The following is a 23,203-nucleotide window of genomic DNA, read 5'->3' as shown; positions in this document are numbered from 1 at the left end:
TATTACACAAGTAATTACCTAATAAATAATAAATAGCTGTAGAATTATAAGGCAATCTAATCAACAAACTAGGAAGTGTTTTAATGAGCAAATTAATTCCAAAAAAAGTTGAATTAACCGAGTTATTTTACGATTTAGTCTTTGTCTACGCTGTTTCAAAGCTAACTGGATTAATCAGTCATGTACCTGAGGGAACATCATTTTTACAGCAATTTATCATCTTTTCTATCGTGTTAATTGTTTTCATCAATACTTGGATGGTTGAGACAGTTTTCACTAACCGATATGGTAAAAATTCGATTGAAAACATCCTATTTTTCATGTTTGATATGGCAATTGTCTTATTCATGTCGAACAATATTGACGGTAGTATTCAACACTGGTTCCGACCATTTACATTAGCAGCCGCACTATTATCAGCAACTTTGGTGTTGCAATACCTCTTGGTCCACATCCGAAGTCACAAACAGGTCGATAGAAACCTTACAATATTATTTGTTTATATTCTATCACTCCGAACAATATTGCTATTAGCTGGTGCTTTACTGCCATTTAAAACTGGCCTAACTGTCGCTCTGACTGGTGTTTTAACTAGTTGGATCTTACCAGGTATTTTCACATCAAAAATGACCGGCAGAGCCATTAACTTTCCTCATCTTTTGGAAAGATTAACAGCTTTAATCATCATCAGCTTTGGTGAGACCATAGTCGATATTGCCGATTATTTTAAAATTAGTGAATTTAATATTTATTCTATCCTGATATTTGTCATTATCTGTGCATTATTTATGGTATATATCACTCAATTTGACCATTTTATCGATGAGAATAAAACCAATCAAACCGGTAATCGATTAATCTATCTTCACTATCCAGTTCTCTTTGGTCTGAGCTTAATTACAGTTTCATTGGACTTTATCAGCGAGACAGAGTTCTCAAAGACTGCAGCTATTATGATTCTTTACACTGGATTGATGATGTTTTATATAGGAACTTTTCTAGCCGATGTTTATAATAAGTCCAATATAAAAAAGGAACGTCACGTTAAGATAATTTTCGTAGTATCAACTTTAATAGGACTATTATTGTGCTACATATTCCCGAACCTCGATGCCATAGTAGTCATTACAGCCATAGTAACTGTGATAAACTCATTCACATTATCACAAAGCATCGTTCACCAAATTAGTTAATTGAGCTAATAATTTGTCAAACGCAATCTTAAGAACTAAATTGTAAATGAGAAATCGGTTTTACACGAAATAATTTTTCAAAATCAATTTTGGGGGGTATCTTAATTATGAAAGCAGACTTTAAACCTGAAGCATTACAATACTTAGCTGACAAAATTCCCAGTGGCAGTATCGTTATTTTAACTACTGACGATGGCTCAAATAAATATTCCAGTATCGGCGCTACATGTGAATTGGCCGACAAATTTCAACTAATCATTTTGAATCAAGCTGACGAACACTTCTCTATTAAAGTGGAAAACAACGCCAACTACCAATTGAGCATGACTGAAACCGAAAAGTATTTGGTAAGTGACAATATAACAATCGGCTTTGATCACGGAACCTTAACATTGGGAGATAAGAGTGGAATTCTCGACAACGCCCTTGCAGTTATTGACTGGCGCAATGTCAGCCCGGAATCAGAGAAGGACCGTCTTAACGAAATGGTTACTTTAGGAGACCCAATTTGTTAAATGGCAAATAGACCCATAATCGACAAGGATTATAGGTCTATTTTTATACAATAAATTTAATCGAATGTTAAAACTATTTTTCTAGCCTTGGTTTGACCATCAACTAGCACCTCTTGTGCTGATGCCGCCTTTTCCATTGGTAATTGCATAATTTCATCATCCAACAGCTTGCCAGCAGAAAAACTATCATTTAACAATTCACTAGCATGTTGCAACTGTTCAACCGATGCATGGCTGATAACAAATCCCTTAATTGCTTGTACATTCGTGTACATTTGACGAACATTGAACGTAAATTGATTGGTTTTGGGTGCCGTTATCAATCCAACTTGACCGTACAATGTTAATTTTGCCAAATTATCTTGCAAGTCAACTTTTCCAGAAGTATCAACCATATATTCAAACTTATCAGCAATTGCTGAAATTGAATCATGATAATCGTAAGATTCACTGATACCCAAAGACCTTAATTTTGAAAAATCACGGGTATTGCTGGTTGTCGAAACTTTTAATCCCAATGACTTAGCTAATGTTACCAATTTCGTTCCAACATGACCGGCAGCACCTTCTATTAAAATTTTATTTCCAGACTGAACTTGCAATATATCTGCCAATAAAATGGCCGCTGTTGCTGAAGAATGAACTGAAGCAACTAGTTTAATTGGGTCAACGACCTTAGGGACAGAGTATACCCTTGTCTCTGGAACAACTACAAACTCACTCGTGGTTCCAGGTCGGCCATCATATCCCATACTATTGGTCCAAACTAATTCATCTTTATGAAACTTTGAAATATTTTTTCCAACTTCAACCACAGCTCCGACCGCATCACGACCAATCACAAATGGAAAATCCATCGCCGTTTTGAACCCGCCTGAACGGACAAACGTATCCACAAAATTAACCGATACAGCTAAAGTTTTAACCATCACTTCATTGTCATGTAATTCAGGTTTTGGTATCTCACCGATCTTTATTTCATCAATTCCACCAACTTGATTGATATAAGCTGCCCTCATAACTACTTTTTAACTCCACAATAGCCGTAGCACATTTTTCATCACTGATCATTGGGCAATGGCAAATCCCGTCAGCGCTAGAACAGTGGCAACCATCGTGACAAGTCATTCCTGCATGACAGTATGGATTATTTTCATTGTTTTCAGACATGGTTTTCTTCCTTCTGACGCATTATTATTATTTTTAACTATATTAAATCTTGATTAAAGAACTCTTCAAATCAATTCAGACTAATTCCCGTTATTCCAATGCAAAATCACTATCAGATTCAACTATAGGCAAATTATTTGTATCTTTGGTTAATGTGCTGTAAATTATATATTGTAATAAAGGTTTTGTACAAATTAGTTTTACACAAACTAATAAATAATTGTAGTGGAAAGGACCTTTAATCATGAAAATCGATATTAAACCAGAAGCAAAAACTTACTTAGATAATAAAAACGTTCCTACAAATGCAGTCATTCTCCTCACAACCGACGATGGCTCAAATAAATACTCAAGCCTCGGTGGTAGCTGTGCTATCGGCGACAAGTTTCAATTAGTAATTCTTAATGAAGCTGATCCAAACTACACCATTAAAGTTGAAAATGATGCCGGCTATAACCTGCTCACTTCAGAAAACGATGCTGATTTGACGACCAACGGCTTGAACATTTCTGTTTGGCACAATGCCCTAGCTTTGAAAGACAACAGTGGTATTCTTGATGGAGCTTTGTCAGTTGTTGACTGGAGAAATGTTAAACCAGAAACAGCTGCAGAACGTCGTGAGAAAATGCTTAGCCTAGGCGACAAAATTTGTTAATTAGTTTATTTGATAGTAAATAGGACCAAGAAATCCAATAAATGATTTCTTAGTCCTATTTTTGCCTTCCATTTAAATAATCTTACATAATTAACTAATAATATAGTTTGCAGCAACCCACTCATTAGTGGCGACACGATAATATGTCACACCGCTAACAACTTTAGTCTGATCAGTTTGCCATGAAGTATTATTTCCCAAAGCACGGTTAGTAACAACTTTCATAGTTCCATCGTCTTGCAAAGCCATCAATTGAACAAAGTTAGCATTACTATTCTTAACTTTAATAACACTCATATTACTAGCTGAACTGCCTTGACTAGCACTTGAATTATTGCCCTTCAAGTATTGAGCAGAAACCCATTCATTGGTAGCGACACGATAATATGTTACACCGCCAACAGATTTAGTCTGATCAGTTTGCCAAGAGGAGTTATTACTCAATGCACGACTGCTCAATGTTTGAACTGTACTGCCATCGCTACTAACTGAAACTAGTGGTACAAAGTTTCCAGAAGCATTGTTGACACTGATCACTGAAGTCCCACTGACAGTTGTCGAATTCGATGAGCTACTTGAAGAACCACTTGTAGAAGTCGAACCACTATTAGTTGAACTTGAACCCGTCGTAGTAGTTGTTGAACCAGTTGGTGATTGGTAACTTGTAAAGAAGCTATCATACAATTCAGAAACATCAAAGTTTCCATAACTACCATTAAAGGTAGCTGTACTTGACCATTGCCAGCCATGATTTGAAGTATACCAATCTTGGCCAGTTGGATCATATGGATATGATGCAATCCATCCTTGACTGACGTTCATAACTGAACCAACCCAAGAGCCCATTGTGTAAATCGTTGAACGGTAACCATACTTAGCTACTTCATTCATAAATGCCGCATTATCAGCATTATTTTGTGATACTGAACTAGCACTCTGTTCAGAACTCTCAACATCGGCTACCAAAACAGAACCACTGGGTAGTCCATCAGCTTGAGCAGTTTTCGCAGCATAGTCAGCTTCAGCAATCGCACCACTAACAGAACTGTAATGAGCATAGTGATAACCACTAATGTACATCCCCGCAGATTGAGCCGTTGCAATATTGTTAGCAGCAGTACTGTCTTTAAATGACGTACCCTCACTAATCTTCGTTACTACCGCTTTGACACCGTAGTTATTGTGCATGTCTTGAAAATTAGCAACAGTCATTGCACCATTGTAATTTGAAACATCAACCATATCACTTCGGGCTGCATCAACAGTTGTAGCGCCAAAGAATACAATCAACAAAGACATGAATGTAGTCAAAGCTACAATAAATCTTCTCTTCAAAACCATAAACCTCTTCTCCCTTTTGTTTCCTCAACAACATCTAAAAGTATAGGTCTATCATGGGAAAAATAAGTCAAAGTCACATACCTGTATAAAAATGGTAATGGTTACGTTATTAAAATGTAACTAAATAGTAAAAATATAATCTAATAATTAATAAAATAAACAAGGAATGAATTCATAATATCGAATTCATTCCTTATTTTGATAACATTTATTGATAGTGCCTACGGAGAATTAAAATCTCATGGTTAATTATCTCATCCAAATATAATAGTCAGAAATCAATATATCCAGACTAGTAGTATCCAGACCAATTAGTCGGAAGAGATGAGAAGTATTCACCAGCAGTGGAAGTGGCGTTATTGCTTTAGCAATTACACCACCGGGCGAGTTTGGAGACTTGCCGAACTGTGGCAAGGCTTCAAACCGAGGGACGAGACCTTGGCTCGGCCCGTACCGCACAGCAGGCGAAATACTTCTCAGCTCTGGAGACGGCATCCTTCAATTAATCTAAACTAGCATACTTTTCAAGTGAACGAATCATTTGAGCTGTGAAACCTGACTCATTGTCATACCAAGCAACTGTCTTTACAACTTGGCTGGCACCTGATCCAACAATTTGTGTTTGTGTTGGGTCAAAGATTGAACCATAACTTGTTCCGATTACATCAGATGAAACAATCTCATCGTCGTTAAATCCGAATGATTCTGAGTTCTCAGTATACTTCTTTACAGCTGCATTAACTTCATCAACTGTTACTTCTTTATCAAGAGTTGTTACCAATTCAGTAACTGATCCTGAGATTACAGGAACACGTTGAGCATGTCCATCCAACTTACCTTTCAAATCTGGAATAACCAATCCTAAAGCTTTGGCAGCACCTGTTGAATGAGGAATAATGTTTTGAGCAGCAGCACGAGCGGCACGAACATTTCCATTACGTTCTGGACCGTCTTGCAACATTTGAGTAGCTGTATAAGCGTGAATAGTTGTCATAGAACCAGCTTTGATACCAAACTCCTTATTCACAGCGTTAGCCAAAAGTGCGATACAGTTAGTTGTACATGAACCAACTGAAGCAATGCGAACATCGTTTGTCAAAATATCCTCGTTAACACCATAAACTACAGTTGGCATTTGGCCTGATGGAGCTGAAATCAAAACTCGTTTGGCACCAGCATCAAGATGTGCTTGAGCTTTTTCAGTTGATGTATAGAAGCCAGTACATTCAAGGACAATGTCAACGCCATCATTGTTGACCCATTTCAAATCCTAGGCATTTCTTTCAGCGTAAACAGGAATTCTCTTACCATCGACGACAATTGCGTCATCTTCATTAGTGATTGAATCAATCTTAAAGTTACCATGACCTGTGTCGTATTTTAACAAGTGAGCTAACATATGTGGTGATGTCAAATCGTTAATAGCAACGACCTCAAGATCTGTCTTACCTTGGTCACGCAAAGTTGCGATTCTTCTAAATGCTAAACGTCCGATTCTACCAAATCCGTTAATACCAATTTTTGTTGTCATAATATTTCCTCCTGTGATTTCTCTTTCTCTTAACTTACAAACACAGTATAAGGTCAACTTGGTATATAATAAACTACGAGAAAACGAATGCCACTATATCAAATAATGATATCAGGAGAATTGCTATGAATATTGATACTTTTAAAATGATTATCGCTATCGTCCAAACCGGCAGTATCTCTGGTGCCGCACAACAACTGGGCTATGCTCAATCTAATATTTCAGCTCGAGTACACCAACTAGAATCTGACCTAAGAACAACCATCTTTTATCGAACCAATCGAGGCGTTATCCTAACTGATGCTGGTAAAGAGTTTTACAATCGTGCCAGCAGTATCGTTGACATGACAGAAGATACAATCAATCAAATGAAACATCCTACTAAAGTTGAAGGTAATTTACGCATTGGAACATTGCAGTCAGCTTCATCCACTTTCTTACCAACAATTTTGACTAAATACTATCGCAAATTTCCCAAAGTTCGCCTAGCAATCAAAACAGGCAACCCGGCCAACAATGTTCAAAAAGTGCTCGATTACGAAATCGATGGTGCCGTCGTTGGTGAAAATGTCGACATGACCGACCTAATTTCAGTTCCGTTAGCTAATGAAGACCTTTGTTTAATATCAGCCAGTCCTGAACCTCCCGATTTAAAAACAGCCTCGTTTCTAGTATTTACTCCTGGTTGTGTTTATCGAAAAACCACCGAAGACTGGTTACATTCACAAAATATCAGCCTCCACCATCCCATCGAATTCAATTATTTAGATGCAATTATGGCAAGCGTATGTGCAGGACTTGGCATCAGCATCGTTCCTAAGAAAATTGCTCAATCATACGTCGATCGAAATCTACTATATATGACAGAATTGCCAGAAGAATTCTCAACAGTTCAATTAGACTTCATTTATCGAAAAGATCATTTCGTCAATCGTCCGTTTGAAGAGTTTATCAAAATGTTAAAGGAATATGCAGATAGTCAAGAACCTGTTTTAGAGTAGCTTTTTAGAATTGTATTTTAGTACATAAACAACTAAGTCAATCACATTTTAGTGATTGATTTTTTTATTGATTATAATTATCTCTAAACAATACACTAACCGGAGATTGTCAGAAATATAGTCTGCAATGGAGGTGGCGTTAATGCTTTAGCATTTACACCACGGGACGAGCTTGGAGACTTACCGTTTTTTGGTAAGGCTTCAAGTCGAGGTGCGAGACCTTGACTCGCGCCGGTCCCCATAGCAGAACTATATTCCTGACAACCGGAGGCAGACACCACCAAATACAATTAATATTTTTACAAACTTTCGAGTCTTTTTTCCAAAAAAAAATTTAATTTAACGTTATAATCTACTTGGCATTCTAATACTTACCCAAAGAAGGTAGCATTTTATGCGTAGGGATAACAAACGTAATAAAACTCGAAAATATCCAGTTATCATTATTATAGTTTTACTTTTATTAGGAACTTTTTCATTATTGTGGACCAAAAAGAATGCAGCTAATGCTTCCAAGAATTCTGATACAACCCTGACACCGATAATTATGATCCCGGGTAGCGGTGCTGATAATAGTGCTCTTGACGGTTTGATTGCAACCGTTGACCAGCGATACAAGGAAAATCACAGTGTGCTCAAAGTTACCGTAAATACCGATAATTCCTTGACCTACACTGGACATATTCAACCTAAGGACAAGCACCCATACATCGTTGTTGGCTTCGAAAATAGTCAGGACGGTTTTGAAAACATCAAAAAACAGGCCAAGTGGTTTAATATCGCCTTTCGGGATTTGCAAAGAAAGTATCACTTCCATACCTTCAATGCTTTCGGACATTCCAATGGTAGCTTGATTTGGACATATTTCCTTGAAGATGACTTCAAACAGACTAATACCAAAATCAAACATCTAATGACTATCGGAGCACCATTCAATCTTGAAGAAACTAATCAAGACGACCACACAGAAATGCTTGACCAACTCATTGATGGCAGAAAGAACTTGCCTAAGAATCTGAGCTATTATTCAGTTGCTGGAACCAAACAGTACGCAAATGATGGAATCGTGCCATTGAGCAGCGTAGATTCTGGTAAATACATCTATCAAGATCAGATCAAACACTACATGTTTATTACACTTACAGGTACCAACGCTGAGCATTCTGATATGTTAACAAACGCTCAGTTCATTACCCTATTCCATCAATTTATTAGTAAGGTACCAGCTAAAACTACTAATCAAACAAAAAAATAAATTTATATAAATAAAAGCTGAAGTAATCTAGAATAACGATTACTTCAGCTTTTTGATATCCATTTAGATATTTTAATTAATTTATCAACTAGAACTCTTCCTTAAAGAAGTGCTCCAAGAATCTTGATAAACCATCATTATCATTGGTATTTGTTTCAAAGTTAGCTTGTTCCTTCACTGCGGGAAGCGCATTCCCCATCGCAACGGAATACTTAGCTTCTTTCATCATTCCAACATCGTTCATACCATCGCCGAAAACAAAAGTATGGTCGGCATCGATATTTTGTTCCAATTGAATTCTCTTAACAGCTGTCCCTTTATCAATCTTCAAAGGAATCATCTCAATATTATCAACCCCAGAAGATGACAAATGCAACAACTTGCTTTCAGCCAATTGATCACGAGCTTTGTCTAACTCTGCCATATTTCCACGGCTTAAAATAACCCCATTAGTAATTTCAGATTCGACTTCTTTCAACTCGTCTAAACTCTCAATTTCTTTATAACCAAAGGCATTATCGAAGTTACCAGCATTCTGAGCAATAAAGTGTGGAATTTTTTCTGTGAAATAAGCTTTCTTAGATGTAAATAACATCATTGGCAACTTATCGACTTGCGTAACTTGATAAGCTAACTCAACTGCTTTACTTCCTAAATGAGTAATTTCTTGACCAGCTGGTCCGTCGAAAACTGCCCCATTTGAAGTAATCATGTGAACATTGGGATTCAAACGGCCTTGAGTAATTTTTGCCAATTCATACATACGACCTGTTGCAATATAAAACATTACGTCATGCTTTTGCAAACGTTCAATTGTACTCTTAGTCCGCACAGAAATATGTTTGTGATCAGCTAAAAGTGTTCCATCGAGATCCATAAAAACTAAATATTTTGGCATTGCTATCATCCTCGTATTAATAAAATAATTATCTCCTCTATTGTAGCAAACTATTGAAACCGTTTACTGTTTTTAGGCCAATTAATTGGATAAGTACGATATACTTAATATGTAAACGTGTAGTTGTTGTCGTCTCGCCTTCAGACAGTAAATATTTACTAGTGGACACCTATTGGTAACTTATTTAATCAAATTAGATGGAAGAACTGAGAGTATTCATCCGCAGCGAAAGTGGCGTTATGGCTTTAGCCATTACACCACCGGGCGAGTTGGAGACTTTTCGGTCTTTGAAAAGGCTTCAACCGAGGTTCGAGACCGCTCTTTGGCTCGGACCGTTCCGCGCAGCAGATGAATACTCTCAGCTCTGGAAAAGAAATACCACACGTTAACATATAAACAATTTAATAAAGGGGCTAACACATTATGGTTGATATTATAACTAGACTTGATGCGACTGACTGTTTTGATTATTTTGTTAACAACTTTGATTTACTATATAAAAACGAGTCAACTTATCGCAAAAATCCCATGCTTGACCCTGAAATAACTAATCGTGCTCTTTACACAAATATGTTGAATTACTTCGGTAATCCGGTTCTTAAACAACTGGAATTTACTGAACTTGAAGTTCGCTTCACTCGCGGCAATGAGTCACCAACAAACTTCATCATCGCAACGTTTATTGACCCTACTGATGACTCAAAAGTATCGATAGAAATCAATCGCAATGATACACCAGAATACATTGAAGAAACATTTCTAAAAGGTCGAAAAACACTAAGAACTACCTATGCTTCAGAAGTATTCGAAATCAAAGACATTAATCACCAATAAAAAAATGGAATCCTAATAATGGATTCCATTTTTTTATACCGTCAGCTCAATTTGATTGCCTTCAGGATCACAGACAACACTTTCATAATAGCCATCGCCAGTAGTTCTTGGACCATTGAGATGTTTATAACCGGCAGCAGTAATTTTTTCTGATAATTCATCAACTTTTTCTTTTGAACCAAGTGACATGGCAAGGTGCATGTACCCTAATGGATAGCCTTGTTCATGATGTTTGTTCAAATCATCTCGCGTGCAGACTTCCAATCTAGCACCATCTGGAAATGTTAGAAAACGTGATGAGAAAGTTGTAACTGGATTATGGTATTTTTCAGAAGACTTTGCTTCAAAAAATGTTTCGTAAAATTCAACCGTTCTCTCAAGGTCTCTCACAAATAGACCAACGTGTTCAATCTTCATACAAAAACCCCTCTATTTCAATTTTCGATATTTGAATTTATTGGTGTAGCTAACCTTTTGACCAGCATTCAAAATTGTATTTCCAAAGTCAGTGTGATTAATGGCATCTGGTAAGGTCATCAATTCCATAGCGATTGAATCATGATCATGAACACTTGCCTTCTCTGCATCAACTGGATTGGCTGTAAAAATAACTAACCCATTACGATCAGTATAAAAATCAATAGCACGTTTGTCATCTTTTAAGGTTGCAGCCTTATCATGCACAACATAAGCATCGTCAAATTCAAATTTATCCAAAGGCTTTAGCTGTTTCAAACCTTGACCAATCTTCTTGAAATTCTTAAAGTCATAAGCATTGGTAACGGCCAACAATTTACCTGTTGGAACTTTTTCCTCATTCATATCCAAGAAACGCTTGGAATTAACTTTTAAAGCTGCTTGGCGAAGATTGCCGTCATTGATATTAAAGTAAACATGACAACTAGGATTGAACAAAGTATCTTGATTACTACGTCCACTATAAGTAATTGTAACCTCATCATCATCGCTCAAAGTATAACGAACCTTAACTTTCAAAACACCAGGAAAACCATCTTCACCACTGACAGTATGTGTAAACAAAACGGAGTTTTCAGAATCCACAGTGACATCAAAGTTTTGCATCTGCAATCCATGGTTACCACTGTGAATGATATTCTGACCGTCATTTGGTGTTAATTGGTAGTCCTTATCATCAATACTAAAGTGAGCCTTACCAATTCTACCAGCAACTCGTCCAATCGTTTTACCGACTTCATATGGCGTTTTAACGTAATCCGCAACGTTATCGAAGTGTTCAATCAAAGAATGCTTTAAACCATCTTCAACAACCTCAAAGTTTTGCCACGTTGCAGCATAACTCAAGACACTGATACTCGTTTGATTTTTATTAGTTATTTTATAAAGAGAAACCTCTTGTCCATTAGTTTCCCCAAATTTTGTTTTTACAACTACCATTTAATGACCAAATCCTCACTTAACGCAGGTTACCAACTAGACATTTGTTTTAATAATATAAATTTATTAAAAACAAATAGTCGGAAGATTTGAAAGTATTTACTCGCAGTGAAAGTAGTGTTAGAGCTTTAGCTCTTACACTACCGGGCGTGTTTGGAGACTTGCGGTTTTTGCAAGCCTTCAAACCGAGGTTCGAGACCGCTCTATGGCTCGGACCGGTCCGCACTGCAGTAAAATACTTTCAAATCTGGAGACGGAAAACACAGCGTTACTTATTTAATACTTTTTTGTTGTCCATAGCTTTTTCAATATTTGCTAATGTTACTTCAGCTGTATTGTTGAAGTTAATATCAGCATCTTTCAAAACTGTTGGATCACCGATACCGACTGAAATTGCACCAGAGCCATTGATTGATGTGACACCTGCTGAGGCATCTTCCAATCCGATACATTCTTCTGGCTTTAATTTCAAACTTTCAGCAGCACGAGTATAAATTTCTGGATCTGGCTTACCGTGTGTCAAAGTGGCTGGATCAACTTTTTCATCGAAGTATTTTCTTAAATCCAATTTTTCCAAAACTAGTGGTGAATTCTTGGATGATGATGCTAATGAAATCAAATAATGGTGTGCTGAAAGGTCTTTAATGAAGTCTTCCATACCAGGTAGAATTTCTGACTTATCCAAACCATTCAACAAGTTCAAATAGTTCTCATTCTTTTCTTCAGCATATTTAACTTTTTCATCTTCAGTATAGACATTTTCTTTGTGACCATACTTCAAGATGAGATTAAGTGAGTCCATTCGACCAACACCTTTAAGTTGATTTCCCAAATCTTCTGTCCAAGTTACGCCTAATTCATCAGCCAATTGATGCCATGCTTTTGAATGATATGCGGATGTATTGGCGATAACTCCATCTAGATCGAATAAAAATCCTTTAATCTGTTCGAATTTAACCATATTAGTTTGCCCCTTTGATTTAAAAAGGTGCCTGAATTACTAATCCAGACACCTCCGTTTTACAATTATTTAAGCAGTTTTGATTTATCATAAACTTTAATTTCAAGCGGTTCTCCAGAGATGAGCTCGAAATGTGGTCCTTCACTATCGACCGAAATTTCAATAACTCTACCTCTAAAGACCTGTCTGAATGAATAGCTATTCCATTTCTTTGGTAAGAATGGCTTATAGCTCAAGGTTCCATCGGCGTGAACTCTCATACCAGCAAATCCTTGAACCATGGCCAACCAGCCACCAGTCATAGAAGTGATATGCAAACCGTCTGCAGTGTCATTATTATAATTGTCTAAGTCTAGTCTAGCGGTTCTCTCATAGAATGCAACCGCTTTCTCCTCATAGTGCAAGTCAGCAGCTAAAACAGAGTGAATTGCAGGCGAAAGACTTGATTCGTGAACTGTTAGTGGTTCGTAGAAATCGAAGTTACGTTTCTTCTCACGTTCACTGAAATCATCAATAAAATCCCAGATACCTTGCAAGACATCTCCTTGCTTGATATATGGCGAACGAAGAATTTTATCCCATGACCAATGTTGATTAATTGGCAATTGATCCTTTGGAATTGCGCTGACTGGCTCAAGATCTTTATCCAAAAAGCCATCATGTTGAACGAAAATACCCAAATCTTCGTCGTATGGTAAATACATTTTGTCTACAATATCTTGCCATTGTTTCATTTCAGCATCAGAAACGCCTAATTTAGCAAATTGATCTTTTGAAACTTCACCTAAAATTTCCAAAGTATATTTCAATGTCCATTTGGCTAAGAAGTTCGTGTACCAATTGTTGTCAACGTTATTCTCATATTCATCAGGCCCGGTAACGCCATGAATCATATACTTGTCGTTACGTTTGCTGAAGTGAACACGATCAGCCCAGAAACGAGAAATCTCAGTCAAGACCTTGCTACCCTCATTGAGAACAAATGACTTGTCACCTGTATAACGAGTGTAATTGTAAATTGCGAATGCTATATCGCCGTTACGGTGAATTTCCTCAAACGTGATTTCCCATTCGTTATGACACTCGATACCATTGAAGGTTACCATTGGGAATAATGCACCATTCAAACCTTGCTCTTTGGCATTTACATAAGCACCTTTGAGTTGATTATAACGATACATCAAGAGATTTCTGGAAACTTCTGGTTTAGAAATTCCTAGATAAACTGGAATACAGAATGCTTCAGTATCCCAATAAGTTGCCCCACCATACTTCTCACCAGTGAATCCTTTAGGACCAATATTGAGTCGTGAATCTTCACCAGAATACGTTGTGAATAAACCAAAGAGATTGAAACGCATACCTTGTTGAGCATCAGTATCGCCGTCAATCTTAATATCAGATTGATTCCAACGGACATCCCAAACATGTGCATGATCGGCATAAAGTCTCTCATATGGAACTTTGGCAACTCTAGCACTGATACCTTCCAGAGCATCACGAAGATCGTCTAGTTCCTTGTAATCACGTGATGTAAGGACGATAACACGCTTTTCAATTGACTCAACTTCATCAGGCTTTAATACCTTTTCAAAAGTCTTGCTTGTTTCAAGGTCAGTGATATTCTGATCTGTTTCAGCTAAATCAGTGACATAGCTTACTTGCATACCGGAAGTGAATCTTGGTGTGCCAAAGTCATTTGGTTTAGTTTCAGCAATTAAACTGTCTTTAGTAATTTCGAGGACATTCCAGAAATGTTCATCATAGTTGGCATCCTCATTCTTAACATTAGCGTCAAGTGATGAAATAACCTTAATATCAACATCTTTATCAGATAAGTTTTCAAAAGTTACCTTTTGAACAGATAGTTCCTTTTGAGCAACACTCAAAAATCTAACAAAGTTAAATTTAACTTTACTACCATTCTTGTCCACGATAAATGAACGTGTTAAAGTAGCATCTTTCATATTTAAATCCAATGTGAAATCACTGACTTCATCTTTGTTGAGATCCAATTGTGATCCATCAATTAGAAAATTCATTTTTATAAAGTTTACGGCATTAATGACTTTTCCAAAATATTTTGGATAGCCATTTTTCCACCAGCCGACACGAGTCTTATCGGGATACCAAATACCAGCAAGATAAATTCCAGGAAGACTATCACCTGTATAATCCTCCTCAAAGTTACCTCTCATCCCCATGTAACCATTTCCTAAGCTGGTTAGACTCTCTTGAAGACGTTTGTTCTCGCGGTCTAATTTGTGAGTTACAACGTTCCAAGGATCTACTTCAAAAATTCTTTGCACGAGTAGTACACCTCCTATAAAAAAAGGTAATTAGGTAAAAATACCTAATTACCTCTCATAATCCTTAAAGAATCGTTTCGTCTGTATCTTTGTCAAAGTAATGTGCTTTTGTCATTTCAAAAGCCATTTGAACGTCATCACCAGGCTTGTGATGATCACGTGAGTCAACCTTAGCAATAAAGTCGGTTCCACCGAGATTAGAGTAAAGAATTGATTCAGCACCTAATAATTCAGAAACTTGGATTTTAGCATTAATTACGGCATCAGGGAAAGCTTGAATAGCTACTTCTTCGGCGTGAACGTCTTCTGGACGAATACCGAATGTAAGCTCCTTACCAGCATAGCCTTTCTTCTCAAGAACTTTATATTGTCCTTCAGGAACAGCAATATTTAAACCTTGATCATTAACGATTTTACCATCAACAAGTTTGACATCGAAGAAGTTGGTAGCAGGTGATCCGATAAATCCAGCAACAAACTTGTTAGTTGGCTTGCTGTATAGTTCAGCAGGTGTACCAACTTGTTGAATCCGACCATCATTCATAATGACGATACGGTCAGCCATGGTCATAGCTTCAACTTGATCGTGGGTAACATAGATAAAATTACGTCCCAAACGTTGGTGCAATTGAGCAATTTCTGTACGCATTTGGACTCTCAATTTAGCATCCAAGTTTGACAATGGTTCATCAAGCAAGAACAAATTTGCATCACGAACGATAGCACGTCCTAAAGCAACACGTTGTCTTTGACCACCAGATAGAGCAGCTGGTTTACGTTTTAGATATGGAGTTAATCCTAAGATATCGGCAGCGTTGTCGACACGTTTCTTAGTATCTTCCTTATCATTCTTCCGAATATTCAATCCGAAAGCCATGTTATCAAAGACTGTCATGTGTGGGTACAAAGCATAGTTTTGGAAAACCATAGCGATGTCACGATCTTTAGGCGAAACTTCGTTCATAACCTTGTCGTCCATCTTAAAGTCACCTTTTGTGATGTTCTCCAAGCCCGCTATCATACGTAATGTGGTGGATTTACCACATCCGGAAGGTCCAACGAAGACAATAAACTCACCATCTTTTATGTCTAGGTTAAAATCACTAACCGAATAGTCAGTATTACCTTGATAGCGTTTGTAAATGTGTTCCAAGTTAATTTTTACCATTTTTAACGCTCCTTATATTTTCGACTTTCAGCTAACAAATACGTTTAATCTTACTAATCTAGATGTGTCCACCACACCTATTGTCAATCCTTTTTGGCTATTTGACCACCTAATAGCCGATAAGAAACGTAAGTGGAAAGCGATACGCTACATACGACACTTAGAAAAGCCAATTGCAAAATGAAATTCATTAAGATCAAGATTAAAAATACTATTACTGAGATAATTATTGGTAAAGGTTTTTCAACAAATAAAGCCAAAATGCTATCAAATTTATGTGTTGCTAATTGAAATCCTGTGGCCACAAGCACCATGAAATATACGAATGTAAAGATCAAGACTGCCATGTGCCATTGGGGAGAACCAACCGTTATTTTATTTAGCAAAATGAAAATACTTGCTACAAAGCCTAATCCAAAGTTGATACGATAGTTTTTTTGAGAATCAAACCATTGTTTAAAAAAGTATTTGAAGAAACTTACACTACCATTAGTCTGCCATTCTTGAACAGAAGCAAAACTTGCAACCAATCCAGGAATCGTGAAGACCGAAATCATTAACCAAAGAATTATCAAAACAACACTATACGTAGTTGAAAATTTAAGATTGAACAAAACTATTGCAGTCAGGATAACCGAAAAATTGATTAAGAAGAATGAGAAATTGATGCTAAATAGTGACATCAACCAGTTCCCACTCGCGATTAGTCTCTGTCCATTTTTTGAGTTTAAGTTGATCACAACATTTCGTCCCTTCTATTTAATTACTTAACAGCACCATCGGTAACACCTTTGATAATCCACTTTTGAGCGAATAGATAGAAGATGATTACTGGGATGATGGAAAGTGTGATACCAGCTAAGGCTAAGTGCCATTGCTTAGTATATTCACCGAAGAAATTGAACATTTGTAGTGGAATTGTGTATTGCGCTTGTGGCAAGACAAGTGATGGCAATAGATAATCGTTCCAGATAGCAATGATGTTCAAGATAGCAACTGTAACTGTGATAGGTGAAAGCATTGGGAAGATAACTTTACTAAAGATCTGCCAACGACTTGCGCCTTCAATTTCAGCTGATTCATCCATCGCAATAGGAATACTTGATAATGTACCTTGATACAAGAAGACTGACAAACTACAGTCAAATCCTAGATACATAACGACCAAGCCCCACATGTTTAGAAAATGTACAGCACCGAAGTTAGCTGTCAAAGGAATCATAACTGATTGGAATGGAATCAACATAGCTGAGATAAATAGCATTAGGATTCCGCCACTCAATTTACTGTGGTTTCTTTGAAGAGCATATGCAGCCATTGAAGAACATAGAATGAGCAACAATACACTGCAAACTGTGATAATTACTGAGTTAGTCAATGAACCGATAAAGTTCAAAGCCTTAAATGAGTTCACGTAGTTATCGCCGGTACTTGGATGTGGCAAAGAGAGAACTGATGCGAAGATCCCCTTTGGCGTTTTAAATGAGTTAGTAACGATTAGGTAAAATGGGAACAACCAGAGTATTCCAAGTAGAATTCCGAGTATTCCTAAACCTGTTCTACCTTTTTTATCCATTAGAGATCCTCCTCTCTCTTACGGTTGTATGCTACTTGCAATAGTGAAATAGCAGCAACGATGATGAAGAAGATAATAGCTTTAGCTTCTGATAAAGCAAAGTTACCAGAGTTATAAGCGGTATTAACAATATCCATAGCCAACATTTGTGTTGAGTTATATGGTCCACCATTTGTCAATGACAAGTTTTGATCATAAATCTTGAATCCATTTGATAGAGTCAAGAACATGCAGACTGTGAATGCTGGGGCGATCATTGGGAACGTAATCTTTGTGAAACGTTGCCAAGCTGAAGCTCCGTCAATCTTTGCGGCTTCAATAATTTCATTAGGAATGTTTTGTAAGTAAGCAATGTAGATAATCATGATATAACCACTCATTTGCCATACTGTAACAATAACTAATCCCCAAAAACCAGTTGTTTCATTAGTCAACCAGTTTTGAAGCCAATTCATATGCAAGGCGTTACCTAAAGCTTGGAAGCCTTGTGTAAAGATAAATTGCCAAATGAAACCTAAGATTAAACCACCAATCATATTTGGCATGAAGAAAATTGTACGTAAGAAGTTATTTCCCTTGAATTTTTGTGTAACTAATAATGCTAATCCCAAGCCTATTACGTTCAGCATGATAACTGTGACAATTACAAACCCCACTGTAAACCAAAAGGCGTTAAGAAACGCCTTGTCTTGGAATAATGTAATGTAATTTTGAAATCCTACTACCTTAGTAAATGTTAATCCGTCCCAGTTAGTAAATGAATAGAACAAACCTTCTATGACCGGAATAAATACTACTAAAGCTAACGCAACGAGGGTTGGTGTTAAAAATAACCAGAATGAAAGACTTTTGTTTTTCATATTCATTGCCCTCTTTTGTTACTTTTAATTATTTGCTGATTTTTGTTGTTTTGCCCAACCATCAGTCATATTTTGTACTGTCTTATCCCAGCTTTGTTTGCCTGATAAGTACTTTTGTAGATTTGGTTGTGCAACGTCTGGATCCCATGAAGTACCAGTGTATCCTGGGAATGCCCAGCCAGTTGTCTTGTGTTCTTGTGAGTACTTGAATACTACTGATGTCAATGGATCTTTCATCTTGTAGTTGTCGTAACCCTTGTATGCAGGAACGAAGTGCAATGTATCAACAACATCCTTCTTACCAGCTTTAGATGTGTATAGCCAGTCTAAGAAGTTCTTAGCAGCTTTTTGTTCTGCTGTAGATTTTTGACTATTAACAGCCCAGTATAGAGATGTACCAACTGGTAGTTTGCCTTCTTCACCAGGTACGGGAATAGGAATCATACCAATGTCATTCTTAGCGAAGTTCTTATCAATACCTTCAACTGTTGGGTAAATCCAGTCACCTTGTTGAATCATAGCTGTCTTACCTTGTGAGAAGTATTGGTTAACTTGTGCTGAGTAATCCATTTGCATTACTGGCTTGATTGAGTAATCTTTTTGAAGATCAAGCATTGTCTTCATATCAGCATTCTTTGAAAATGCCATTTTCTTTGACTTGTAAAGCTTTTGTGCATTACCGTTGTAATCTTGTGCTACATAAAGGTTTAACAAGTGATCAGACATGATCCAAGCTTCCTTACCAGGAAGTGCGAAGACACCTTTGATACCTAATTGATCCTTTTGTGCATCCAATTGTTTAACAGCAGCTGTCAATTTATCAACTGTAGTTAAGCTTTGTGGATCGATTCCGGCCTTTTCAAAGACCTTCTTGTTATAAACAAATCCATAACCTTCAACGTTGAATGGTAGTCCAACGGCTTTACCTTGGTCATTCTTTACAGCATCCAATGTTCCTGGTTGAGCTGCTTTAGCGGCCTTTGTGTCAGACAAATCAGCTTCATGAGCCTTAAATTGTTTAACATCAGCTGGACCAGCTAAACTGAAGATTGTTGGTGCATTACCAGATGAAATTCTTGTCTTCAATACTGGATCGTATTGAGTACCACCACCGATTGATGTAACTTCAATCTTTACATTTGGATGGCTCTTTTCGTACTCTTTCGCAATTTGTTTGAATTGCTTATTATTTTCAACCTTTCCTTGAAGAATTGTAATCTTAACATCCTTACCTGAGGATGAACTGTTACTGCAGGCTGCCAACATAAATGCTGCACCGGCTGCCAAAGCAATAACTCCGACGCGTTTACCTAAACGCTTCCAGAAGTTCTTCTTCATTACCAAAGCCCCCTATAAAAATAATATTTCTTTATTACGATTTCCATTATGTTGCGAAACCGCCTTCATTGCAACCGCTTTCGGGATGTTACCGATAACAGCTTTGTTTCATCAAAAAATTTGGACAACAAAAAAGCAGCTAATTCACAAAGTAATTAGCTGCTTTAAATTGCTTATAAGCCTTTATTCATTAGTCTTTCCTTGAATAACGATAGGATCATAATCGAGTTGAATAATACCATCTTTCACATGAACCAAGGAATTGTTAAGCATATTGGTATAACTGTCACTTGGTAGAGCAACTGGTACCTCGCTTGACATCCCTTTCAAAGTAAATAGACCAATTCTGATAATATCACCGTAACGATAGGTCACTTCAACAGTATCATTTTCTAGAGCTGTAACCTTATAATTGCCTGATACTTGGATATCACTTTGGCTCAATTCATGCATTCGTTCAATCAATGATGACAAGTTCATCTTAGCATCTTTCCAGTCCAATTTATCGGAGTCAAACAAGCTTGGCGTGTGCTTGAACCCATATTCTTGACCGGCATAAATCAGCGTTGAACCCTTTTGGAACTCGGAGAACGCCGTCCAATTGTACATATCATTCTCATTAATGAACATACTGTGCGCTCTTGGTTGATCATGATTCTCCAAACCACGCATCTTAATATAGTTCTTAGGATAAATAACGCCTTGAGTATTCAAAGCTTCAACATACTTCTTGAGCAAGATGTCACCTTTAACATAGGCACGCCATGTTTGGTCAATGTCATAGTCATAAGTCATATCAAAAGCACTGTAAAGTTCAGCATCAGAAGAAACGTGGAAGCCTTTGCCTTTCAAGTCTTGGATATAATCTTTACTTGTTGATTCAGCTAACCACACAGTTTTAGGGTTAACCTTGGCAACTTCTTTACGTGCTTCTTTCCAAAATTCAATTGGAACTTGTGGAGCCACGTCGCATCTGAAACCGTCAACAATTTTGGCATAGCGCTTCAACGTTTCAATTTGATAATTCCACAAAGCTTTGTGAGAATAGTCTAACTCTGCAACGTCAGTCCATTCCTCATTCTTGTTATATAGTTTGCCATTCTTATCGTGTAAGAACCACTCAGGATGAACTTGTAGCAAGACAGAGTCACGTGAAGTGTGATTGTAGACAATATCAAGCATAACTTTCATACCGTGGTCGTGAATGGACTTAACAATCTTCAAAAAGTCTTGCCATGTACCAAGTTTAGGATCAATAGCACGATAATCTTTAATCGAATATGGCGAGCCTAGTTTACCTTTACGACCTTTTTTTCCAATAGGATAGATAGGCATCAACCAAATATAGTCGGTACCGAGGTTTTTGATACGTTGTAAATCTGGTTCGAGCGCCATCAAAGTACCTTTTTTCGTGTGATTTCTAACAAAAATGGAATAAATTTGAACTTTTCTTAATTTAACATCCGTCTGACTTGCCATTATTACACCCCTCTATTTTCTCGATTCCAAAGCACAACATCCCCAGGGACCTAATTCAATGGTTCCACCGGTTTTCTTGATTGATTCATTTGTTAATACACTCTTCCAAGCGGCTTTTGGTAAAACAAAAGTCTTTTTTTGATCAGAAAAGTTACTAATGACGAGTCCTTTAGACTCAGTCGTTTCTCTAAGATAAGCATAAATCTTTGGGTCGGTAATTAGCAATTGATAACTGCCACTTGTAAAGCATTCATGTTTTTTTACACGTAAAAGTTTTCGATAAAATGTCATAACACTGTTATCATCGGTAATTTCTTGATCAACGTTATTTGTATCAGTTTGAGCCCAATTCCATGGTTGTTTCGTTGAAAAGCCGTGATATTGTGAATCATCCCATTGCATTGGACCACGAGCAGTCATTTCATCTTGATTGTTCAATAATTTCAGAATTGTTGCATCATCGTAGGACTTCAGACGTAGACTCTGAATCAAATCTAATGCACGTTGATCGTAAAAATCAGTAATCTTTTGATATTTCAGACCATGCATACCGATTTCTTCACCATAATAAACTACGGGAATACCACGTTGCAAGAATAACAACATCGCTAACAATTTAGTAACTTTGTCATCTTCAACAGGCAAATTCAAACGGTCCAACACACGGCTAATATCGTGATTTCCCCAGGTTAACGTTGGTAAACTGACATGATCAAGCACGCTTTCCCATGTTACATAAGTCTGTTTCAAAGAATCCAATGACAATTGACGATTTTGGAAGAACTTTGGAACATCTTTATTGCTGTCGTCATAAACTTCCCCATAGTTATCAGAATTGACGACCACATCGCAGACATTACCATCAGGACGGGTATACTCTGCCGCATCACGAGCCTTGGCCGAGGAGGCTTCACCAAATAAGAAAGCATCTGGTTTATACTCTTTGATTTCTTTAACGAAACCGGACATATAATTCTTCACAGCTGGAAGTTTGGCATAGAAAGTATCATCAATAGGAAACTTCTCGTCTGTCATTAACGAATTTTGATCCAAATTTGCTTTTGCAATATGAATGAAAGCATCGAGTCTAAAGCCATCGACACCCTTTTCCAACCAAAACTTCGCGATATCAGCGACTGACTTCTGAACTTCAGTATTCTTCCAATTCAAATCCGGCATCTTCTTATCAAAGAGATGGAAGTAATATTCATTCGAATTAGTAGGATTCTTCTCCCAGACACTGCCACCGAAGAATGAGCCCCAGTTATTGGGTTCATGACCATCGACTGCATCATGCCAAATATAATAGTCCCTAAAAATACTGTTAGCGTTATTGACTGCATCTTTAAACCATGGATGTTCATCTGACGTGTGATTGATTGGTAAATCTAAAATAATATGTAATCCCAGTTTATGAGCCTTTTCAATCATGTCCGAAAAGTCATCAGTATCCCCTAATATTGGATCAATAGCAAAATAATTTGAAACATCATAACCGTTATCAACTTGTGGTGACACGAAAATTGGATTCAACCAGATGGTATTGAACCCCATATCCTTAATGTAACGTAAACGCTTAGTTACCCCCTGTAAGTCACCGATACCATCGTCATTAGTGTCCTGAAAACTTTTAGGGTAAATTTGGTAAATAATAGCTTTATCATACCAATTCACAATAAGCGGCCCCCTTCGTGTAAACCCTT

20 protein-coding genes and 1 pseudogene are annotated in these 23,203 nt (G+C 37.2%); 6 read left to right on the top strand and 15 right to left on the bottom strand.

The features are described from left to right. Window positions 1-83: 83 nt before the first annotated feature. Both AAA923_RS01770 and AAA923_RS01765 read left to right on the top strand, forming a co-directional pair. Window positions 84-1,193 (top strand): low temperature requirement protein A, encoded by a 1,110-nt coding sequence (locus AAA923_RS01770; protein ID WP_338214250.1) that lies wholly within the window; start codon window positions 84-86, stop codon window positions 1,191-1,193. Window positions 1,194-1,300: 107 nt separating this feature from the next. Further along, on the top strand, window positions 1,301-1,708 hold the full coding sequence (locus AAA923_RS01765; RefSeq protein WP_338214248.1) for an iron-sulfur cluster biosynthesis family protein: 408 nt from the start codon (window positions 1,301-1,303) through the stop codon (window positions 1,706-1,708). A gap of 56 nt (window positions 1,709-1,764) precedes the next feature. Here AAA923_RS01765 and AAA923_RS01760 read toward each other — a convergent pair whose 3' ends face one another. Next, window positions 1,765-2,727, bottom strand: a complete 963-nt coding sequence (locus tag AAA923_RS01760) for an alcohol dehydrogenase catalytic domain-containing protein (RefSeq protein WP_338214247.1) — start codon at window positions 2,725-2,727, stop codon at window positions 1,765-1,767. A gap of 395 nt (window positions 2,728-3,122) precedes the next feature. On the opposite strand from AAA923_RS01760, the gene AAA923_RS01755 reads away from it, so the two are divergent. Continuing rightward, window positions 3,123-3,533, top strand: a complete 411-nt coding sequence (locus AAA923_RS01755) for an iron-sulfur cluster biosynthesis family protein (protein ID WP_338214245.1) — start codon at window positions 3,123-3,125, stop codon at window positions 3,531-3,533. Between the two features lie 90 nt (window positions 3,534-3,623). Here AAA923_RS01755 and AAA923_RS01750 read toward each other — a convergent pair whose 3' ends face one another. Together AAA923_RS01750 and gap are read right to left on the bottom strand one after the other, a co-directional pair. Further along, window positions 3,624-4,874 (bottom strand): GH25 family lysozyme, encoded by a 1,251-nt coding sequence (locus AAA923_RS01750; RefSeq protein ID WP_338214243.1) that lies wholly within the window; start codon window positions 4,872-4,874, stop codon window positions 3,624-3,626. A 502-nt stretch (window positions 4,875-5,376) separates the two neighbouring features. Continuing rightward, window positions 5,377-6,405 (bottom strand): annotated as a pseudogene (gene gap / locus AAA923_RS01745) (type I glyceraldehyde-3-phosphate dehydrogenase). Between the two features lie 125 nt (window positions 6,406-6,530). On the opposite strand from gap, the gene AAA923_RS01740 reads away from it, so the two are divergent. Beyond that, complete coding sequence (locus tag AAA923_RS01740; protein ID WP_338214242.1) at window positions 6,531-7,406, top strand: LysR family transcriptional regulator; 876 nt, start codon at window positions 6,531-6,533, stop codon at window positions 7,404-7,406. 394 nt (window positions 7,407-7,800) lie between these two features. After that, a complete protein-coding gene (locus AAA923_RS01735; RefSeq protein ID WP_338214241.1) occupies window positions 7,801-8,661 on the top strand; it encodes an alpha/beta hydrolase in 861 nt (286 codons plus the stop codon). Window positions 8,662-8,749: 88 nt separating this feature from the next. Here AAA923_RS01735 and AAA923_RS01730 read toward each other — a convergent pair whose 3' ends face one another. After that, window positions 8,750-9,559, bottom strand: coding sequence for an HAD family hydrolase (locus AAA923_RS01730; RefSeq protein WP_338214240.1), 810 nt, complete (start codon window positions 9,557-9,559; stop codon window positions 8,750-8,752). Window positions 9,560-9,982: 423 nt separating this feature from the next. Here AAA923_RS01730 and AAA923_RS01725 point away from each other — a divergent pair, with 423 nt between their 5' ends. Then, the gene (locus tag AAA923_RS01725) at window positions 9,983-10,393 is read left to right on the top strand and encodes a hypothetical protein (RefSeq protein ID WP_338214238.1); all 411 of its coding nucleotides are present in this window, start codon (window positions 9,983-9,985) and stop codon (window positions 10,391-10,393) included. A 33-nt stretch (window positions 10,394-10,426) separates the two neighbouring features. Here the strand turns inward: AAA923_RS01725 and AAA923_RS01720 are convergent, their stop codons facing one another. The 11 genes from AAA923_RS01720 to AAA923_RS01670 all read right to left on the bottom strand — a co-directional run bounded on the left by AAA923_RS01720 (window position 10,427) and on the right by AAA923_RS01670 (window position 23,174). Further along, entirely contained in the window at window positions 10,427-10,810 is a 384-nt protein-coding gene (locus tag AAA923_RS01720) for a VOC family protein (RefSeq protein ID WP_338214236.1), read from the bottom strand. Window positions 10,811-10,822: 12 nt separating this feature from the next. Then, window positions 10,823-11,809, bottom strand: a complete 987-nt coding sequence (locus tag AAA923_RS01715; RefSeq protein WP_338214234.1) for an aldose epimerase family protein — start codon at window positions 11,807-11,809, stop codon at window positions 10,823-10,825. Between the two features lie 268 nt (window positions 11,810-12,077). Further along, a complete protein-coding gene (pgmB, locus tag AAA923_RS01710; protein ID WP_041501822.1) occupies window positions 12,078-12,770 on the bottom strand; it encodes a beta-phosphoglucomutase in 693 nt (230 codons plus the stop codon). A 65-nt stretch (window positions 12,771-12,835) separates the two neighbouring features. After that, complete coding sequence (locus AAA923_RS01705) at window positions 12,836-15,079, bottom strand: glycoside hydrolase family 65 protein (protein ID WP_338214231.1); 2,244 nt, start codon at window positions 15,077-15,079, stop codon at window positions 12,836-12,838. A 64-nt stretch (window positions 15,080-15,143) separates the two neighbouring features. Continuing rightward, window positions 15,144-16,247: an ABC transporter ATP-binding protein gene (locus AAA923_RS01700; protein WP_338214230.1), complete on the bottom strand. Its 1,104-nt coding sequence runs from the start codon at window positions 16,245-16,247 to the stop codon at window positions 15,144-15,146. An 83-nt stretch (window positions 16,248-16,330) separates the two neighbouring features. Next, complete coding sequence (locus AAA923_RS01695; RefSeq protein ID WP_137619712.1) at window positions 16,331-16,930, bottom strand: hypothetical protein; 600 nt, start codon at window positions 16,928-16,930, stop codon at window positions 16,331-16,333. A gap of 80 nt (window positions 16,931-17,010) precedes the next feature. Beyond that, a complete protein-coding gene (locus AAA923_RS01690; protein ID WP_041501818.1) occupies window positions 17,011-17,823 on the bottom strand; it encodes a carbohydrate ABC transporter permease in 813 nt (270 codons plus the stop codon). Then, window positions 17,823-18,683, bottom strand: a complete 861-nt coding sequence (locus AAA923_RS01685; protein ID WP_041501817.1) for a carbohydrate ABC transporter permease — start codon at window positions 18,681-18,683, stop codon at window positions 17,823-17,825. The genes AAA923_RS01690 and AAA923_RS01685 overlap by 1 nt, the downstream gene beginning before the upstream one ends. Window positions 18,684-18,707: 24 nt before the next feature. Then, window positions 18,708-20,021 (bottom strand): ABC transporter substrate-binding protein, encoded by a 1,314-nt coding sequence (locus tag AAA923_RS01680; RefSeq protein WP_338214228.1) that lies wholly within the window; start codon window positions 20,019-20,021, stop codon window positions 18,708-18,710. Window positions 20,022-20,204: 183 nt separating this feature from the next. After that, window positions 20,205-21,500 (bottom strand): alpha-amylase family glycosyl hydrolase, encoded by a 1,296-nt coding sequence (locus AAA923_RS01675; RefSeq protein WP_338214226.1) that lies wholly within the window; start codon window positions 21,498-21,500, stop codon window positions 20,205-20,207. Window positions 21,501-21,512: 12 nt separating this feature from the next. Further along, complete coding sequence (locus AAA923_RS01670) at window positions 21,513-23,174, bottom strand: glycoside hydrolase family 13 protein (RefSeq protein WP_338214225.1); 1,662 nt, start codon at window positions 23,172-23,174, stop codon at window positions 21,513-21,515. Window positions 23,175-23,203: the final 29 nt, after the last annotated feature.

The organism is Companilactobacillus muriivasis (genome assembly GCF_036246245.1).
GTDB lineage: Bacteria > Bacillota > Bacilli > Lactobacillales > Lactobacillaceae > Companilactobacillus > Companilactobacillus muriivasis.
This window is presented reverse-complemented; position numbering and strand designations above follow the sequence as displayed.

Excerpts from the sequence above, each read along its gene's own strand:
- AAA923_RS01720 (WP_338214236.1), bottom strand. The coding sequence starts at position 10,810 with ATGAAGATTGAACACGTTGGTCTATTTGTGAGAGACCTTGAGAGAACG.
- AAA923_RS01685 (WP_041501817.1), bottom strand. The coding sequence starts at position 18,683 with ATGAAAAACAAAAGTCTTTCATTCTGGTTATTTTTAACACCAACCCTC.
- AAA923_RS01750 (WP_338214243.1), bottom strand. The coding sequence starts at position 4,874 with ATGGTTTTGAAGAGAAGATTTATTGTAGCTTTGACTACATTCATGTCT.
- AAA923_RS01760 (WP_338214247.1), bottom strand. The coding sequence starts at position 2,727 with ATGAGGGCAGCTTATATCAATCAAGTTGGTGGAATTGATGAAATAAAG.
- AAA923_RS01690 (WP_041501818.1), bottom strand. The coding sequence starts at position 17,823 with ATGGATAAAAAAGGTAGAACAGGTTTAGGAATACTCGGAATTCTACTT.
- AAA923_RS01700 (WP_338214230.1), bottom strand. The coding sequence starts at position 16,247 with ATGGTAAAAATTAACTTGGAACACATTTACAAACGCTATCAAGGTAAT.
- AAA923_RS01765 (WP_338214248.1), top strand. The coding sequence starts at position 1,301 with ATGAAAGCAGACTTTAAACCTGAAGCATTACAATACTTAGCTGACAAA.
- AAA923_RS01675 (WP_338214226.1), bottom strand. The coding sequence starts at position 21,500 with ATGGCAAGTCAGACGGATGTTAAATTAAGAAAAGTTCAAATTTATTCC.
- AAA923_RS01770 (WP_338214250.1), top strand. The coding sequence starts at position 84 with ATGAGCAAATTAATTCCAAAAAAAGTTGAATTAACCGAGTTATTTTAC.
- AAA923_RS01755 (WP_338214245.1), top strand. The coding sequence starts at position 3,123 with ATGAAAATCGATATTAAACCAGAAGCAAAAACTTACTTAGATAATAAA.
- AAA923_RS01695 (WP_137619712.1), bottom strand. The coding sequence starts at position 16,930 with ATGTCACTATTTAGCATCAATTTCTCATTCTTCTTAATCAATTTTTCG.
- AAA923_RS01680 (WP_338214228.1), bottom strand. The coding sequence starts at position 20,021 with ATGAAGAAGAACTTCTGGAAGCGTTTAGGTAAACGCGTCGGAGTTATT.
- pgmB (WP_041501822.1), bottom strand. The coding sequence starts at position 12,770 with ATGGTTAAATTCGAACAGATTAAAGGATTTTTATTCGATCTAGATGGA.
- AAA923_RS01725 (WP_338214238.1), top strand. The coding sequence starts at position 9,983 with ATGGTTGATATTATAACTAGACTTGATGCGACTGACTGTTTTGATTAT.
- AAA923_RS01730 (WP_338214240.1), bottom strand. The coding sequence starts at position 9,559 with ATGCCAAAATATTTAGTTTTTATGGATCTCGATGGAACACTTTTAGCT.
- AAA923_RS01715 (WP_338214234.1), bottom strand. The coding sequence starts at position 11,809 with ATGGTAGTTGTAAAAACAAAATTTGGGGAAACTAATGGACAAGAGGTT.
- AAA923_RS01735 (WP_338214241.1), top strand. The coding sequence starts at position 7,801 with ATGCGTAGGGATAACAAACGTAATAAAACTCGAAAATATCCAGTTATC.
- AAA923_RS01740 (WP_338214242.1), top strand. The coding sequence starts at position 6,531 with ATGAATATTGATACTTTTAAAATGATTATCGCTATCGTCCAAACCGGC.